The organism is Geomonas propionica (assembly GCF_016458235.1).
GTDB lineage: Bacteria > Desulfobacterota > Desulfuromonadia > Geobacterales > Geobacteraceae > Geomonas > Geomonas propionica.
The window spans coordinates 93995-110712 of record NZ_JAEMHK010000011.1 but is presented as its reverse complement, the minus strand read 5'-3'; the positions used below and the strand labels follow the sequence as shown (position 1 = coordinate 110712).

At 56.3% G+C, this 16718-nt stretch carries 15 protein-coding genes; all 15 read right to left on the bottom strand.

What is annotated here, in order from left to right:
* Positions 1 to 53 precede the first annotated feature (53 nt).
* From JFN90_RS14925 to JFN90_RS14855, 15 genes are read right to left on the bottom strand one after another with little or no spacing between them, the layout of a single operon-like run.
* Positions 54 to 1343, bottom strand: coding sequence for an O-antigen ligase family protein (locus tag JFN90_RS14925; protein ID WP_199395919.1), 1290 nt, complete (start codon positions 1341 to 1343; stop codon positions 54 to 56).
* The gene (locus tag JFN90_RS14920) at positions 1336 to 1938 is read right to left on the bottom strand and encodes an arsenate reductase/protein-tyrosine-phosphatase family protein (protein WP_199395918.1); all 603 of its coding nucleotides are present in this window, start codon (positions 1936 to 1938) and stop codon (positions 1336 to 1338) included. The genes JFN90_RS14925 and JFN90_RS14920 overlap by 8 nt, the downstream gene beginning before the upstream one ends.
* 28 nt (positions 1939 to 1966) lie before the next feature.
* Positions 1967 to 3787, bottom strand: coding sequence for an ABC transporter ATP-binding protein (locus JFN90_RS14915; RefSeq protein ID WP_199395917.1), 1821 nt, complete (start codon positions 3785 to 3787; stop codon positions 1967 to 1969).
* 25 nt (positions 3788 to 3812) lie between these two features.
* Complete coding sequence (locus JFN90_RS14910; protein ID WP_199395916.1) at positions 3813 to 4460, bottom strand: exosortase C-terminal domain/associated protein EpsI; 648 nt, start codon at positions 4458 to 4460, stop codon at positions 3813 to 3815.
* Complete coding sequence (xrtA, locus tag JFN90_RS14905; RefSeq protein WP_199395915.1) at positions 4460 to 5290, bottom strand: exosortase A; 831 nt, start codon at positions 5288 to 5290, stop codon at positions 4460 to 4462. Before xrtA ends, JFN90_RS14910 begins: the two co-directional genes overlap by 1 nt.
* 27 nt (positions 5291 to 5317) lie before the next feature.
* Complete coding sequence (locus tag JFN90_RS14900) at positions 5318 to 6409, bottom strand: acyltransferase family protein (RefSeq protein WP_199395914.1); 1092 nt, start codon at positions 6407 to 6409, stop codon at positions 5318 to 5320.
* 42 nt (positions 6410 to 6451) lie between these two features.
* Positions 6452 to 7645: a DegT/DnrJ/EryC1/StrS family aminotransferase gene (locus JFN90_RS14895; RefSeq protein WP_199395913.1), complete on the bottom strand. Its 1194-nt coding sequence runs from the start codon at positions 7643 to 7645 to the stop codon at positions 6452 to 6454.
* Between the two features lie 16 nt (positions 7646 to 7661).
* Positions 7662 to 8696: a FemAB family XrtA/PEP-CTERM system-associated protein gene (locus JFN90_RS14890; protein ID WP_199395912.1), complete on the bottom strand. Its 1035-nt coding sequence runs from the start codon at positions 8694 to 8696 to the stop codon at positions 7662 to 7664.
* Positions 8693 to 9580: an XrtA system polysaccharide deacetylase gene (locus tag JFN90_RS14885; RefSeq protein WP_199395995.1), complete on the bottom strand. Its 888-nt coding sequence runs from the start codon at positions 9578 to 9580 to the stop codon at positions 8693 to 8695. The genes JFN90_RS14890 and JFN90_RS14885 overlap by 4 nt, the downstream gene beginning before the upstream one ends.
* 2 nt (positions 9581 to 9582) lie before the next feature.
* Positions 9583 to 10830: a TIGR03016 family PEP-CTERM system-associated outer membrane protein gene (locus JFN90_RS14880; RefSeq protein WP_199395911.1), complete on the bottom strand. Its 1248-nt coding sequence runs from the start codon at positions 10828 to 10830 to the stop codon at positions 9583 to 9585.
* Positions 10827 to 11984, bottom strand: a complete 1158-nt coding sequence (locus JFN90_RS14875) for an XrtA/PEP-CTERM system-associated ATPase (RefSeq protein ID WP_199395910.1) — start codon at positions 11982 to 11984, stop codon at positions 10827 to 10829. The genes JFN90_RS14880 and JFN90_RS14875 overlap by 4 nt, the downstream gene beginning before the upstream one ends.
* 24 nt (positions 11985 to 12008) lie before the next feature.
* Entirely contained in the window at positions 12009 to 12881 is an 873-nt protein-coding gene (locus JFN90_RS14870; protein WP_199395909.1) for an XrtA-associated tyrosine autokinase, read from the bottom strand.
* A 39-nt stretch (positions 12882 to 12920) separates the two neighbouring features.
* Positions 12921 to 14411: an XrtA system polysaccharide chain length determinant gene (locus JFN90_RS14865; RefSeq protein ID WP_328755737.1), complete on the bottom strand. Its 1491-nt coding sequence runs from the start codon at positions 14409 to 14411 to the stop codon at positions 12921 to 12923.
* Between the two features lie 20 nt (positions 14412 to 14431).
* Positions 14432 to 15235: a polysaccharide biosynthesis/export family protein gene (locus JFN90_RS14860; protein ID WP_199395908.1), complete on the bottom strand. Its 804-nt coding sequence runs from the start codon at positions 15233 to 15235 to the stop codon at positions 14432 to 14434.
* A gap of 45 nt (positions 15236 to 15280) precedes the next feature.
* Positions 15281 to 16651: a TIGR03013 family XrtA/PEP-CTERM system glycosyltransferase gene (locus JFN90_RS14855; RefSeq protein WP_328755735.1), complete on the bottom strand. Its 1371-nt coding sequence runs from the start codon at positions 16649 to 16651 to the stop codon at positions 15281 to 15283.
* Positions 16652 to 16718 lie beyond the last annotated feature (67 nt).

Here is a 16718-nt window from a genome sequence, read left to right as displayed (position 1 = left end):
ATAGCCCGTATTTGACCTACAGTGATAATAGACCAAGATGCCTGAGGGTCTCATCACGCCCCCACCTGTTGAAGAGACAACTCTGCATTGTGAGCGACGACCTGAGTTGTTTCCCCCCTAGATCCTGCAATGTTTCTCAGCGCCACAGTCATGGACAAATTGATCCAGAAATAGGGATAGTAAAGGACCGTGACAAAGAAACCACTGACAAGAAATCCCACTAGAGCTGCGTCAAGCCCGTCGGCCATGAGGGATAAAAATCTCCCGTCCACAGAGGATTTGAGCAGTTCTCTGCTTTGGTGATTGTTGTAAAAGGTGTATCCGATTAAGAGGACAAAGCAGACAAGTCCGGAGAGGCCAAGTTCGGCCGCGCACTCTATGAAAACATTATGCGGCAACAATTGGTTTTGCGTTCCATAGACCTCGGCTTGTGCGACTCCCCAATTTTTGTACCCTACGCCCAGCACAGGATGGCGACGCACCATATCCAGGCCTACCTCCCATAATTGCAACCTACTGACAGAAGTATTGTCCTGGCCTGAGGCGACAAGCCTCTCTTTCTGTTTGTCCGGCAGCAAAACGAAAGCGAGGCAAACTGTGATTATAACGAGGAAGAGTACTTTAAGTTTGTTTTTTGTCTTGAACATCATGAACAATAGAATGCCAGCCACTCCGACTAAAGCACCACGAGACGAACAGGAGATCGCCCCTGTGAGAGCGGTAAGCGGGAAAAGTATAAAGAACACCTTTTTTACCTTTGACCAGTGATGGTGCAGTGCATAATAAAAGCATGATGCAAGCGGCAAAAATATACACATCTGTATGCCGAATTCGCCCGAGTTGTTGAACCATCCGGGGCCGCCCCCCGTCCCCTCCCTGCGGAAACTGAACCCAGTAGCTACCCAGTTCAGAAAGGAAAACTGGGACATCTTGAAGCTGTAAAGCAAAAAGGCCAGCATAAAAATCAAAAATCTGTCTTCCGTATTAATAGCATTGACTATTATGAAATAAATAAATAGCCATGATATGAATTCTGACACCTTGCCAAAAGCAATGCCCGGGGATAGAGCGTTAGCTGAAGAAATCAATATTACCAACAACATCATAATCATTAACTTATTTACTGGATTTTTTACGAACTTATTGAGGTTTCCGAGCAAAAGAAAAAACATACCCAAAGCGATTGTAATTCTTGCGAATGGCAACACTGCAATCGATGGATAAAGCGTCTGAGGACGCACATATTCAAGAAATAAATAAATATTAGCCAACCAGAACAAAGTATCCTGTGCAGAAAGTGATTGCCATATATCTTTAACCCGGATGAAGTATAGTTTACTCATAGCCTTTGCCTCTCATTATGAACTGCCTGTTCAGACTGTCCACCGCCCTTACCATCTGCCTAAAACAACGAGCCAACTCAGCCTCACCCAACCCAAAAGGATCATAGATATTAGTGATCAGCCGATATGGCAAAGGTGCGAAAGCTGACAACAAAAGTATCCTTTGGGCGAGGACGGGGAACATCTTTCTAAGCCTGACAACTTGCTGATATTCCATGGCGATGACCATGTCAGCCGTTTCCATTTTCGTTGAGAGGATTCCTTTTGAACGATGCGGCTTCAGGTCCACACCAAAGGACGTGGCAACCTGGACAGCATCAGGAGGAGAAAGGCATTCCCGCGTGACTTCCAGTCCGCAGGACTCTACTAGCACAGACATGTCAGAAAGGATGGACTTGAGATAGTATTCTGCAAACGCGCTCCGGCAGACGTTGCCCTGGCAAACGAACACGATGTGCTCAATCTTTTCAAAATGAGGCATCTTTCGATAAACAGGGTACCTTGCAAAATCGGTCAGGCTTAAAGCGGACCGACGCAAAAGACGCTTTATCTTGGGCACGCCTTGCGGGTCTGGCATGTTTAGTAGCCTGAACATAGTAGTCTCCAAAGCAGTCCAATAGAAGTCACAGGGCATCTTTAAGACCTTGCACGTCAGACTTGGCCATTGCCTTGAAAATCGCAGATCCACCTCGTAGTTCCTCGTAGGTGCCTGACTCGACAATGCGCCCTTTGTCAATAACGAATATAACGTCGCAGTCTTTCAGGGTCGTCAGTCTGTGCGCTATGGTTATGATGGTTTTTCTCCCGGCAAGGTTCCGGATCGCCTGAATGACAGCCTCCTCAGTTATCCCGTCCAAGGCACTTGTCGCTTCATCCATGACAAGAACCGGAGGATCGTGATACAGCGCACGAGCAATGCCGATCCTCTGACGCTGCCCTCCACTTAAGCGAATACCCCGTTCACCAATTACCGTCTCATATCCTTCAGGAAGCTCGGTAATGACAAAATCGTGCAAGTTGGCAATTTTAGCTGCAATTTCGACGGCCCGGTAATCGATGTCTTCACGCGTGACGCCTAAAGCTATGTTGGCAGCAAGAGAATCATCGGACAGGAACACCGATTGGGGCACGAAACCTATGTTTCTTTGCCACATAAGTTTGTTTCCCGGGGTAACTGGTGTGCCATCCACAGTAAAAGAGCCCTTCTCTGGCGACAACAACCCCAGAATGAGGTCGACTAAAGTCGATTTCCCGGCCCCTGTCGGCCCCATCAACCCGATGCTCTGATTCTTTTCAATGGTGAGCGACAGATTCTGGATCACAGGGAACTCAGCGGAGGGATAGGCGAAAAAGACGGAGGACAGCTGTATCTTTCTCTCGAAAGGCAGAGCAATAACCTCAGATGTTTTCCATTCATTGGGTACATCCGCAACACCGGAGAGGCTCTCTTGGAGTGAATTCACCACCGCCACGTTGAAACGCAGAAGTGTGACGGCTGAAAATATGCCTTGCAGGGCAGGCATTAACCGATAGCCGGAAAAGGCATAGAGAGCGATGACGGGAAGGGTATTACCGAGGCTTTGTTTTACTAGAAGGAAGTAGAGCACAATTATTAAAATTCCGCCAAACGTCAGACATTCCATGATGTAACTGGGCAGGTTCGAGATGAGGTTGCTGGTCGCCATGTTGTTTTCGATTTTGTAGGCATTGGCAGAAAAGACGTCAAAAAATGCCCGCTCACGATTCAACACCTTCAGTTCTTTTATCGCGCCGAAAACCTCTGTAACCACCTTAGATCTTATGACATTCGCAGCGAATCTTTCGTCCCCAAGTTTTGCGAGTCTACTTTGAAACAAAAAGTAAATAGCCAGATAGGAGCCACCAAGAGTTGTGGTTATTATAACAGCCAAAACTGGATCTATGAATACAAGAAACGCCACGATAAAAAAAACCACAAATATTCTGGATAGTATTTGGGTCAATGGCATCAGTACGTGATGACAGAATAACGAAACTTCTTGGAGTATATTTTTGCAAAGAATTGCATCATTCTGGTTCATGTAAAACGTATAAGGCTGCATAAGGTATGAGTACAAGAGTCTTCTTGAAATAGAATAAAGCCTGAAATGGATAAATAACAATTGGTATTTAAGTACAAGTGTTTTAACTGCATTACTGAATATTATTACCACGAAAACAAGACCACCCAAAATTAACAAAAAGTCATTGGTTGTTTTAGCATTGGTGATTTTATACAACTTCAAAAGACTATTGTTTGTATTTATAACATCCGGATTGCCAACAACTGCCATGAATGGCATTATAGATGCGACACCAGCTACATCAATCAATGAAACAGCAATCATTGACATTACCAACCAACACAGCAATACCCTTTCATGCTTTGTCAACAAGGACAATATTTTATAGTAAGTTGAAAACATCGGGGCCTTTCCCTGCAACATTCAGTCACTGTTCAAGAGGCCAGTGGTGAGGCAAGAGGTTAATAACTTTTGCTGCAAAATGTTCCACCCGTTGTTTCTCGGACGGCAAGGACTTCTCAGAAACCAAGGCACTTACACGAACAAAGGCACCGTCACTGCGATTGTCTATCACCCTGCCAAGAAACCGCTCCAAATTCTGACGCAACCCCGAGGAGACCACCTTGTCGCCGGCGGTCTGGTACCAGTGCAGCATCATGATGTTATACTCGTTACGCGCCAAAATGTAGTTGACCTTAACCGGCGCCGCGCCTGGTTTCACCGAAAGAAAGGCGTTCTTCGCCTCAAGTATCGTGATTCCGGCACCGGGAAGGCAGGCATAGGGGTTATGGCCGGTCCTGCCCCCCTTGGCGGTCCCGTAGTAGCCGATGTAGAGATCGATGACGCTGCCGTCGGCGGAGCGGTAGTGGCGGTAGACGTGCTTGTCGGCATTCAACTCCTTGTATACGGACTCGGGAAAGGTGTCTTCGACGGCACGGTAACCGTCGATCTCCATCGGCAGTTTTTCCAGGTTGGTGGCGACCACCACCGGAATGGGACGGTACGCCATGAGGGTGCTGGCTACGCCTGTCATGAGAAGCAGAACCAGTGCGGTTATGAAGCTAGCGTTTCGCATCAGGCCACCTTCTTCGTGTTCAAAAGGGTGTACAAAAGCCCGAGAACGGCCAAGCCGAAGGCGAAAACCACCAGCCCGGAAAATTCGTGCAGAAACCCGCGCGCCACGCGGTCGCCGAAGAAATTGGCTAGGACACCGGTACCGGTGACCCTCATGATGTTGGCGGCCATGGCGATCGGAATGGCGGCAAGCACGAGGACGATGCGCCGCCCCCACCCGGTGTGGGACATGTAGGCGAAAATGGTCCCCAGCATGGCGAGCGACATGATGGAGCGCACACCGCTGCAGGCCTCGGCAACCTCCAACTGGGTCCCCACGAAGTAGAGCATGTTCCCTTCGCGGTACACCGGGATGGAAAGGTGCTGGATGATCTGGGCGGAAAGCTTTGTCGCCAAGAGCTGCAGCGGCATGGAGACCATGCCGATCACGGAGACCGGCACCGGGATCATGAAAAGAAGAAACAGCACCGGGAAGGCGAGTAGCCTCATCCATGCGGGCCCAAGGCAGAACCAAAGGAGCCCGAAAAGTGAAAGCACCATGGCGACCCGCGCCGGAAAGCCCCCCCCTCCCGCAAAACTCAAGAGAAAGATGACCAACCCCGCCACGAGGACCACCGCCCCCCACTTCGAACTGTCGATCTGCATGGAGATGAGTTCGTCCTTTTTCTGCCAGATGAGGTACAACGTTATCAAGGGGACCAGGAACCCATGGTTGTTGTCGGAATGGCCGGCCCACTCCCGCACCATCTCTGGCAGTATGGGATAGAAGACCAAGAACCACAGCACGAGCAGCAGCGACAATTTGTATTTGTCCGTATTTCCTAAAGCCATGGCAGGTTCTCGCTTAGTATGGACCATTTAGGTGACGCTTTTAAGCTTTTTAGACAATTGGTTCGATGGCTTCTCGATAAATTTCCAAAGGAGGTGAGCAGCACAAATCGACACGGCAAGACCGACAGCAAAAAGCAATAAGAATCCAGCTAAATTGATTTTATAAGGCAAAAAGCGCTTTCCTACCGAAATAATTTTCCAACCAATATCAGCATGAATTATGTATAGACTGTATGAGATAGAACCTAGATATTGAAATGGTCTGAAGTCGAGACCCGTTTGTAGCTTCCGCAATTTAATCGCGGAATAGCAGAGTATTGCCGTCATACAGCCAGCAACAACGTTTGCATTTATGTCAGATACAAACAATATCAGCGCTTCATAGCCAATAAAACCAAATAACAACATCGAAAATTTTTGATCAACAAATACCATATAGGTAAGAACACCCAATAAAAAAAAATGATAATACTGTATAAACAGTCCATGTATACCAGCAGGTACTATTTGCGAGTACGCTGCAGCAGAATATACTCCAACAATAACATGAATTATAATATATATGTAGTTATTTGACGTCTTAAAGATCCTGGCAAGCCACAACGCAACACCACTCAACAATATGTACGCTAAATACAGTTGAATTTCCAAACACAATGTCCAGTACACAGCTGACAAAGGTTTGTAATGCAAGAGGTCTTGTGCATAAAACAAATGTGCGAAGATACTATTTTTATCAGGCCAAACTTCGTTACTTGAAAGCCCAACGGAACATGCCTTTAAATTGAGTAGCAACAATGAAACGGCTATCGTAAACCAATAGGGAGGGTCTAAGCGAACTGCCCGCCGTAACGCAAACCTTCCGGTATAGGCAGGGCTTATTTTTTGACAGTCGACGCTATGAGTAATCACAAATCCACTGATCACGAAAAAAACTGGGACCCCCAAGTAACCATGAGTAATGACCAGATGCGCCGAGATTGGAAACCATTCTTTAACATTAATACTGAGATTCGCATACAGATGCTGAAAAACCACCGCTAAAGCAGCTATACCGCGCAAGGCGTCAAGCATTAAAAACCTGTTACTTGGAGACACGATAGAAACTGAATGTTCCATTTTTTGCCTCACAACACTAGTAGCTCTTCAATCAACAAATGATTAATCGGAATACTGTCTATAAAGTTCGTATATCCGTTTTATATCTGATGATGTGACGTAAGGATTAACCGGCAAGGTCACGATCCTTTTTGCTACATATTCTGCGTGAGGAAATTCTGTTTCATCGTATCTGTCTTTAAGTTCAGGAATTTTTGGAACTGTACCAGGGTAAACAGCCGATATCCCAAGGCCCAGCAACTCGCTTTGCAACAACAATCGACCTCGAGCATCAACATCATTAACAAGAATCGGAAATTTGATTATGTTGGGGGCACAATGATTTGAAATAACCGGCCCACAGACCCCAGCAGTTATCATTGCCATGACACTCTTTAAACGTGTTTCACGTAGCGCAGCTATCTTTTCCTGCCAACCATTAGAGAGGCCTGCTTGAAAGTCTCCGAGTCGCTTGAGTTCGAAAGAGGCATCGAAGATGGTTTCACCCAGCTTCAAAATGGCAATAGCTTTCGGTAGCCAGAAAAAATTAGGTCTAACCAGCACAAGCAAGGCCAGTGCATAGCTGATGTTCTTCAAGTTCTCGTGGCATCCCTCCACTGGCAGAACCCCTACCACGCCCGCGATGGCCTCCCCCAACTCGTCGCTGCCGGTCAGGATGATCCCGCCGGAGACGGTGGAAAGCGCCTTGCCCCGTCCCAGGCTGAACAGGGCGACATCCCCCAGAGTGCCGATCTTTCTGCCGCCGACCTCCCCCCCCATGGCCTGGGCGGCGTCCTCGATGACGGTCACGCCATGCCCTGCCGCCATTCGCTTCAGCCGTTCGACGTCGGCCGGTAGTCCGAAGAGGTGGGTGGAGACGGCGCCCAGAAGGCGCCCCCCCGCCATCGCCTCCCCGACCCTGCTCCAGTCGTAATCCAGCGTCTGCGGATCTATGTCGCAGGGGCGCACTTTGAGCCCGGCCCGGATGACAGCGGCCGGCACCGAGTAGCAGGTATAGGCCGGGACCAGCACCTCGTCCCGGTCCGGGTTGAGTTCCTTCAGCGCCAGAAGGATCACCGCGAGCGCCGCCTTCCCCGATGAAAGGAGAAAGACGTGCGGCACCCGGTAGTATTCCCTCAGCTCCGCCTCAAACCTCTCCCGGGCCGCAGCGCCGGGAAGGAGTGCTGCCAGCCCGGAGAGGATCTCCTTTAACGATAACGGCGCAGCCGCCGGTGGTAGTGTTCTGCCTATGCGCATGGAGCCAACCGCCCCTTTACGGTATGTTCCTGACGATCCGCGGCCCCAAAAGCCTGGTGAGTGCTACAGGGAGCCTCTGCCACCCCCGCACTGCCAGGCGGAACTTGGGGTTCGCCGGGTTCAGCTCGGGGAGCGAAGCACCTTCCCGCAGCAGGTACTGCCAGTACAAGGGGACCGGCTCCGCCCCCCACTGCTTCTTGAAGTTGTAGGTCCCCTCGCCCGGCGTGGAACGTCCGAAGTCGAAGGAGACCGCCCCCTCCCCGATGGCCAGACGGATCGCCTCCCAGTAAAGCAGGTTGTTGGGGCAGCACTCCCGGTAGTCCCGGTTGGAGGAGGCCCAGGGGACCTCCACGCTTTCCCTGAAACGGGTCATGATGCCGGAGGCTACGGCGCGCCCCCCGAGGGTCACCGAGACAACCCGGGCATGTGCCTGCGGCGCATCCAGCAGGTTCTCAAAAAACTTCCTGCCGTAAACGGGCGTCCCGAGGTCACGCATGTTGCGGCAGAACACCTCGTAGAATCCATCCAGGAGATCCTCCCCCCCGGTCGCCACCTCAAGCCCGCTTTTTTGGGCCTTCCGCACCTGGTTGCGCAGCTTTGGGGGGAATCGTCGCCATTGGCTCTCGGCGTCGGCGGCGAGTCTCAGGATCATGGTGACCTTGTGACTGCGGGTGGGAAGGCCCGGCAGCGACTCGCCCAGGTGTCGCAGCTCAAGGTGTGCAGCGCCGGTTTTCCGCATGAGCCGCCTTCCCTCTTCCAGCAGGGCCGGGACCACGGCGAGATCGCTGCAGAGCACCCCGCCGTAGTTGAAAAAGGGTACCGAGACCAGGAAATTGCCAAAGAGCCTGCTTTTCATGTGCACCAGGGGGAGCACGCCTGCCGGGGCTCCGCCGCAGCGGGCCAGCAGGTAATACCCCCGGTGCCCGAAGCTCTTCTCCACCACCTCCTTCCAGAGGTAGCGGTGGTAGCTGGTGGCGGCCGGCTGGGAGGCGACGAAGCCGTCCCACTCGCGGCCATCACCTTGGTAGAGCTCAACCGAGATCCGGCTCACGGGTAAACACCCGCCGGCGCCTGGACCAGACCGCCAAGCCCGCCGCGGCGCCCCATGACCTCGCTCATGGTGCCAAAGGGTATCTCCGACAGGAGGCAGCGCAGCTTCCCCTCCGTCTTCTCCAGGTTCAGATAATGCCTAAAGCGCGACCTGAGCCCCGCGCGGATGCGCGGTTGTGACGGGTCGATCTCCCAGGGGTGGAAGTACAGTACCGCCGGCTCCCCTTCCCGGCGGTTGATCGAGGCGATGCAACGCTTCAGAAACCAGGCCGGGAACAACCTGAGGTACCCCCCCCCTGCCACGGGGAGCAGAAACTGCCGACCCCCAAACTGCAGCGGATAGGTGGTCAGGGGGAATTCCGCGAGCACCCCTGCCTCGCGCCGGATCAGGTGCGGAAAGCGCGGCGCGCCCGGCAAGCCGTAGATGTCGTGATATACCGGGAAGACGCTGGAGTCGTACTCGAACCCTTCCTCGATCAGGACGTCCAACGCCCAGAGCGACTTCGCCGTGATGGAGTAGCTCGGTGCCCGGTACCCGCGAACCGGGCATCCCGAAATGTCCTCCAGGAGTGCCTTGGCGCTCCGCACGTCCTCCCTGAACCGTTCCGCCCCGATGTCGTACACCAGCTGGTGGCCAAAGCCGTGGCAGGAGATTTCGTGCCCGCGGTCCCGGATCTCCCTAACCAGCGCGGGGCAGCGCCTAGCCACCCACCCTAGGATGAAGAAGGTGGCCCTGACACCGAAGGATTCGAAGAGCTCCAGCACCCGGGCCGTGTTCTCCTCCACCCGCAGCGGGTACCGGTCCCACTGGTCACGGTCGACGTAGCGCGCGAAGGCGGAGACTTGAAAATAGTCCTCCACGTCCACGGTGAGTGCGTTCAGCAAGGTCACAACGAAAGCCTCATCTCCACGATGGCCCGGTTCACCTCGACGGCGCCTTTGGTGCTCCCCAGGTCGTTTCGGTAGCTTATGTAGCTGTAGTTCGCCCCTAGCACCAGATGCTGACTGAGCGAGTAGTCCACGGCGAGACCGCCGGTCAGGTGATACGGGTATTCGGTCCCGATGGTGCGATCCAGGCGGTCCCCGGAAAGGTTCAGGGTCAGGGCCAGATACTGGAGCAGCTCATAGCGGCCGGAAAGCCCGAGGAGCACCTTTTTCTGGACGTCGCGCACCAGGAGGTCCTGCTTGTCGTACTTCGAGTATGAGGCGTTGAAACTCGCGAAACCGCGCGGGAAGTTTCGGCTCAGGGTGGCGTAATGGCTCACGTTACGGGTCGCAATGGTCTGCGGGTCTTCGGTGTACTGCACCTTCGTGCCTATCACGGCGGTGAGAACACCGAAGTCGCGTCCTGCGCCCAGGTCCCAGAAGGGGTCACTGCTACTTTTGCCGTTGTCGAAGTACTGCCAGTCGTAGCCCAGGTTGCCGTAGAGGAAGTTGCCGGTCCCGTAGTCGTATCTGAGCCCCGCGTACACCTCGTGGCGGTCCAGCGCGGCCAGCTCGGAGTTCACCCGTGCGTAGCTGTAGGCTGCACTCAGCACCATGCCGGCCTTTATTTCCCGGCTCCACTCGGCGTAGCCGTCGTGCTCGATCTTGTCGATGCCGTCACCCTCCCAGTAGCGGACGTCACGGTAGCGGTAGCCGGTCTTTAGCTTGGAGCCGCCAGGGAGATGCCAAGTGAGGTAGGGCGAGATCAGCGCGTTGTTCTGAAGGGTCTGGTTCACCACCAGGCTCTCGTTCACCACGTCCCGCGCCACGTTGCTGGATACGCGGCTGTAGGTATCGGCAAGGTCGAGATGCAGGAAATCCTCGGGGGAACCGAAGCTCCCCTTCATGGCGGCGCGGTGATCGAACTGGTCCTTGCGACTGCCTTTTGCGAAGTAGCGGTAATCGATGCCGTAGGAGAGGTCGGTCGAGAACCCGCCTCCCGTGGCGTTCAACGCCAGCGACGGCTGCACCCGGGTGACAAAGTCGGTCTTCGCGTTGCTGGCGCTTTGGAAGAGGTTATCGTTGTACTCCTCGCCAACGACGAGGGACGGGATCAGGCGGTAATCCGCTCCCAGGGCCGGAAGGGGTGCCTGGCAGGAAAGGATGAGCGCCGCGACTCCAAGGGGTGTCCTGTAAAGGCGCGCGTTCATTTCTTCACCCCCATGCCTACGCCGTTCATAAGCCGCTGGGCGAAGCCCGCAGCGGCGGGACGGGTGGCCGAAGAGAGCGCCAGACTCTCTATGGTATACGACACCGTCTCCAGCTTCTCCCGGAGTTCCGCGACCTGCTGGTCGTTCCTGCCGATCCGGGCGGCGAACTCCCCTTTCATCTGCTGCATGCCCTCCTCCACGCTCCTGAGCGCCTGCGCCAGCCCCCCCCCCAACTCCTCCTCGATCCCTTCCAAGCGCTGCTCGATGCGCCCCAGCACCTCTTTCCCCTTCCCGGGCGGCGACTCCCCCTCCGGGTCTTCCAAACCGGTGGCGCCCCCCCAGTAGGTCCTTTCGAAATCGAGGTCGTGCGCCACCTCCCGGGTCATCTCGGCGGTGACGGTCCGGGTCTCGTCGGCGAAAGCGGCCAGCATCAGGAAATCGCAGATGATGTTGACCAGACGCGGTATGCCGTGGCTGAACTGGTAGATAAGGTCGATCGCCTCGTCGGTAAAGAGCACAGCCTCCGGGTTTCCCGCCACCTTCATGCGGTGCAGGATATAGGCGAGGCTCTCGTCGCGCGACAGGGCGTGCAGGTGACAACTGACGCTGATCCTCTGGCGCAGCTGCATAAGGCCCGGGCTCGCCATGGTGTCGCGCAGTTCTGGCTGCCCCACCAGGATGATCTGCAGAAGCTTGTTGTGGGAGCTCTCCAGGTTGGACAAAAGGCGCACCTCCTCCAGGAGGTCAGCCTCGAGGTTCTGCGCCTCGTCGATGATCAGGATCGGGTGGTTCCCCGCGGCGTACTGCTCCAGGAGGAAGTCGTTCAGGTCCCGGATCAGGGCCACCTTGTCCTTCCCGGCGCTCTCCAGCCCGTAGTCGTCGTTGATCATGGCCAAGAGCTGCTCGATGGTGACCCGGGTGTTGAACACCTTGGCCAGCACCACCCGCTCGTATTTCTTGCCGATCAGGTCCCGGATCAGGGTGGTCTTGCCGCTCCCCACGTCGCCGGTCAGAAGGAGAAAGCCCGCCCGCTCCCGGATGCCGTAGTCGAGGTAGGTGATCGCCTTGCGGTGCGAGCGGGAAAGATAGATGAAATCCGGGTCCGGCACCAACTCGAACGGCTTTCTGGTGAAGCTGAAGAATTCTTCGTACATATCTGCTCCGGTGCGGCGTCACGACTAGGACACGGGCGTCTTCTGGTAATGCTTGTAGTAGGAGTACCTCTCGTCTCCCGCCGGGGCCTCGGCGGCGTTATACACCACCCCCAGAAGACCGCTCCCCTTGAGGTGGTCATAGGCTTCCCTGATCTCGGTTTGCGAGGCGAGCCGCTCCTTGACCACGAAAAGGACCCCGTCGACCACGTTCGCCAGGGCACGGCTCTCGGCGAAGGGGAGTACCGGCGGGGTGTCGAAGATGATGTAGCGGTCCGGGTAGCGCATCTTCAACTCGTCCACCACCCCTCTCATCTTCTGCGAGGAGAAGAGCTCGACCGGATTATCCACCTGGCTCCCCCCCCGGATCACGGCCAGCTTCCCTATGCCGGTCTGAACGATAGTCTGACTGATCTCCGCCTCCCCCTTGAGGATGTCGGACAGGCCGGTCCCCTGCGCTATCCCCAGATACTCGTGCAGGGAGGGGCGGCGCAGGTCGGCGTCGACCAGAAGCACCGTGTGGTCCAGGCCCTGGGCGAGAGTCACCGCCAGGTTCAGCGCGGTGAGGCTCTTCCCTTCCCGCGGGACGGAACTCGTAACCATGATGGTGTTCTTGAAGTTCTCGCCGTCGGTCAGTTTGACCAGCATCGACTTAAGCTTCCGGTACTCCTCCGCCGCCTGGCTGTGCGGATCATGGATAGTGGCCAGGAAGGGATCTTTGGGGGAGAGCGCCTGGCTCGCCGGAACGACGGGGGGAGCGCTCTCCGCCTCGCGCGGCAGAGGCGCCGCGGCTGCAGGCGACGAGTCGGTGCGTGCCTTAGCCTGCTCCTGCTCGGGGGGTTGCCCCCCGTTCTCCCTAAGGCGCGCCGCTTTTTCCATTGCCATCTCAATTCTGCTCATAGGCCCCTCGATGATGAAAAATCAAAAACGTGAACGGTGTCAGCGCATAAGCCCCTTCACCCCTTGGGTGATGCCAGGGGAGGTAATCCGGTCCAGGACCTGGTCCATGTAGGGAAGCTTCATGATCTCCATGGCGGGAAAGACCAAAAGCAGCAAGAAATAACACGAGGAGACCGCGAAGATGCGCAGGGACCGGCGGTGCCTTCTCACCACCTCCTCGGGGATCTGCATCAGCGGCACTACTGCGAGCACCGGCGCCCCCAGGGACTTCACGAAGTCGACGTCCTTGGCCGAGCTGTCCACCCGGTCAAGCAGCACCAGCAGGAAGAGACTTCCCGCCACCGCGCCGGCAATCCCCACAAGCATGATCATCAGGCGGTTGGGGCTGGTCGGGCTGGTCGGGAGCACGGCGGGGTCTACGATACGGAAGGTGGTGGACTTGTCCTGCACCTCCATCTGCTTGGAGACCTCGGACTGGCCGTGCCTCGAGTAGAGTTCGTCGTAGATCTTCTTCTGGTTCTCCCGCTCCACCTCAAGCTTGGCGAGCCCAGCCTTCGCCTCCGGAATGCTCCGCAGAAGCTGGCGGTTGGTGTCGACGTGGCGCCGAAGTCCGGCCTCGGCTACCTTCAGTGCCGCTATCTCCGAGTCGATCTTGGCGAGTTCCTGGGGGTCCAGCGGCAGGCTCTCGCCTCCCTTGCGCTCCTTCAGCTGCGCCTTGACCGTCTCGATGTCCCCTTTGACCGTGAGCACGTCCGGGTAGCTGTCGGTGTACTGCACACTCAGGTCGTCCAGGCGCTTTTGCAGGGAGGCCAACTTGACCTGGAGGGGATCGTTGCTCCTTCTGGTGACCTGGCGCATCCCTTCGAGCTGTCTGCGCCTCAATTCCAGGTCGTAGAGCTTTTGCTGCGCGACGTTGATCTCCTCGAAAAGTTTCCCCTCGTCGATGGAGATCACCCCCCCCCTGGAGCGCTTGTAGGCATTCACCTCGGCCTCCGCCGATTGCAGCTTCTGGTTGAAGGTCTGGATCTGTTCGGAGAGGAATTTGGTGGCGCCGTAGGACTCCCCGCGCTTGGAAGAGGTGCTCTGCTCGATGTAGACCCTGACCAGGGTGTTCACCAGGTCGCGCGCGATGCGTGGATCGGTGTGCACGAAGGAGATGGTGAAGAGGTTGTTCTTCTCCTTCACCTTTACCGTGAGGTTCTTCTGCAGCTCCTTGATGAGCTCCTCGTCCCCCTCCTTGCCGAGGTTCATGTCGAGGCTCTCCACGACCTTGGTCAGAAGGGTCCGGCTGGTGATGGCATAGGTGAGGACGTTGATGGTGTCGTCCATGGAGGGGGTCACCGTGAGCCCCTTCACCAGCTCGCTGATCACGTTCTTCTCGATGAAGACGGTGCTGGAGGACTCGTACTTCCTGGGCAAGAGGTAGCTCACCAGGAAGATGGCGGTCATGATCAGCAAGGCTACGACGACGAAGAACTCGCGGCGTCTCGCGATGAGCTGCATGTATTTCTTGTATTCCGATTCCTGCACGGCGCACCCCCTCGCGTCTTCTAGAAGAAGGCTTCTTTGACCAGAACGTAGTCACCGGCCTTCAGTTCGATGTTCTGGGACAGGTCCCCCTCCTTGAACAGCTTCTTCGCCTTCACCTCGAGCGCCTGCGCCTTGTCCCCGTCCTTCCTGCGCACCACCACGTCGTTTTGGTCGGCGAACTTGCTGAACCCACCAGCCTCAAGGATCGCCTCCATCACCTTCATCCCCTCACGGTACTCAATCGCCTTGGGGAGGTTCACCGCGCCCAGAACGTAGACGCTGCGGTCCACGAGAAGCGGGATGAAGATGGAGTCGTTGGACTCGAGCACGAGGTCCTGACTCATGTCCCCTTTTATGAAGAGGCGGTGCAGGTCCGTCTTCACCCTCCCACCCGTCCGCAACAGGTAGGCGTTGGCCAGGTCCGCCGTCTTCACCTCCGGAAGCATGCACAGAAGCTGCAGGAGCGTGGTGCGCCGGGAGAGGTCGACGACCGCGGCCTTCACACCGGAGCCGAAGATGTAGACCTTCGAGTTGGTGATCTCACGGACCGTCACTGTGACGATGGGGTTCTTGACCAGCTCCTTCAGCCTCACGCCCAGGTGCACCTGGAGCTGGCTCGGGGTGGAACCGCTGGCCACCACCTCCCCAAGCCCGGGGACCGTGATCTTGCCGTCGGGGCGCACCTTGACCGGGAAGTTCAGTTCCTTCACACCCCACACCGAGATGTCGAGGCTGTCCCCCTCCCCGATCACGTAGTCGGCGCCGTGCGCCCAAAGGGGGGCGCAGAACAAAAGCACGGACAAAAGCAGTACTCGCAGTTTCATGGCTTCCTCCATCGGCAGGGCAGCCGTGCCGCCCCGAGGTCTCCGCTACCTCCCCCTTCCGAACAGGACCACCTTCACCGTCTCGAAGAGGATCTGCAGGTCCAGAAAAAAGGAGAGGTTCTTGATGTAGTAAAGGTCGTAACGCAGTTTCTCTATGGCGTCCTGCACCGTGGCGCCGTATGGGTAGCGCACCTGGGCCCAGCCGGTAAGCCCCGGCTTTATGGTGTGCCGTTTCGAGTAGTAGTAGATGTCCCTCTTCAGGTCCTCCACGAACTCGGGACGCTCGGGTCTTGGGCCGATCAGACTCATATCCCCCTTGAGGACGTTGTAGAGCTGGGGTAACTCGTCGATCCTGGAGTTCCTGAGGATCGCCCCGACCCGGGTTATGCGCGCGTCGTTCTTGGCGGCCCAGACTGCCCCACCACGCTCGGCGTCCTGGCACATGGACCGGAACTTGTAGAGGATGAACGGCTTCTCACCCATCCCCACCCGCTGCTGCTTGAAAAAGAGCGGCCCCGGGGAATCCAGCTTGATGGCCAGGGCGATGAGCGGAAAAAAAGGGGCCACCACCAGAAGGCCAACCAGGGAGAGGATGACGTCGAGGATGCGCTTGTACACCTTGGCGAACGCGGTCCTGTGAAACCCTCTGGAAAATATGATCCAGGAGGGGGTCATCTCCTCCAGAAGGAGCTTCCCCTGCACCATCTCGTAGAACGTGGGGGCATCCAGCACCTCCAGCCCGTTCAGCTTGCAGCGCATCATCTCCTGCAGCGGCAGCACCCCCCTTCTCTCGGCCAGCGCCACCACGATGGCGCAGGCCTTGTGCTCGCGCGCGGTCTGCAGCAGGTCCCCGTGCCACGGCACGATCTGGGAACCGAAAAGCTCCTGCTGGTGCACGGTCTCGGTCGGAAGGTGCCCCTGCCCGCAGTCGAGGTAACCGGCCAAGGTGAAGGCCCCCCGTTGCGAAGTAACAAGCCCGCCAAGCTGGCAGGCGACGTCACCAGTCCCAAGGATGAGGACGCGCCGTGAGAAGGGGACCCTGCGGGCGCCGATGCCGGAGAGCGCATACCAGGAAAACTGGAACACGATGAAAAAGCCGAGCGCGAAAAAGAGGACCCCCCGCCCCAGCATGAGATCCGGGGCGAGGTAGTACACCACGGACAGGAAGAAGAAGGCGGCGCACCCCCCCTGCACGCAGGTGGCCAGTATGTCACGCTTGCGGCTGTCCCTTGGCAGGGTGTAGACCTCCATCAGGTACGACGAGAAGATGCTCACCGCCACGAAGATGGCTGCCGCCTTCGCCCAGTGGTCCAGATCCCACCCCTTGCGCGGGGAAAAACCGCCGAAACGGACCCCGGCTGCCAGGACCAGGGAGACCAGGGCCAGCACGGCGTCGGTAAAAATATAAACTGGCACTCGCAGATCCATAATGAATGTCGGTGTTTTCCGTTTAGCGCGAAGCGAGCGGCTTTCCCCGCGGCCG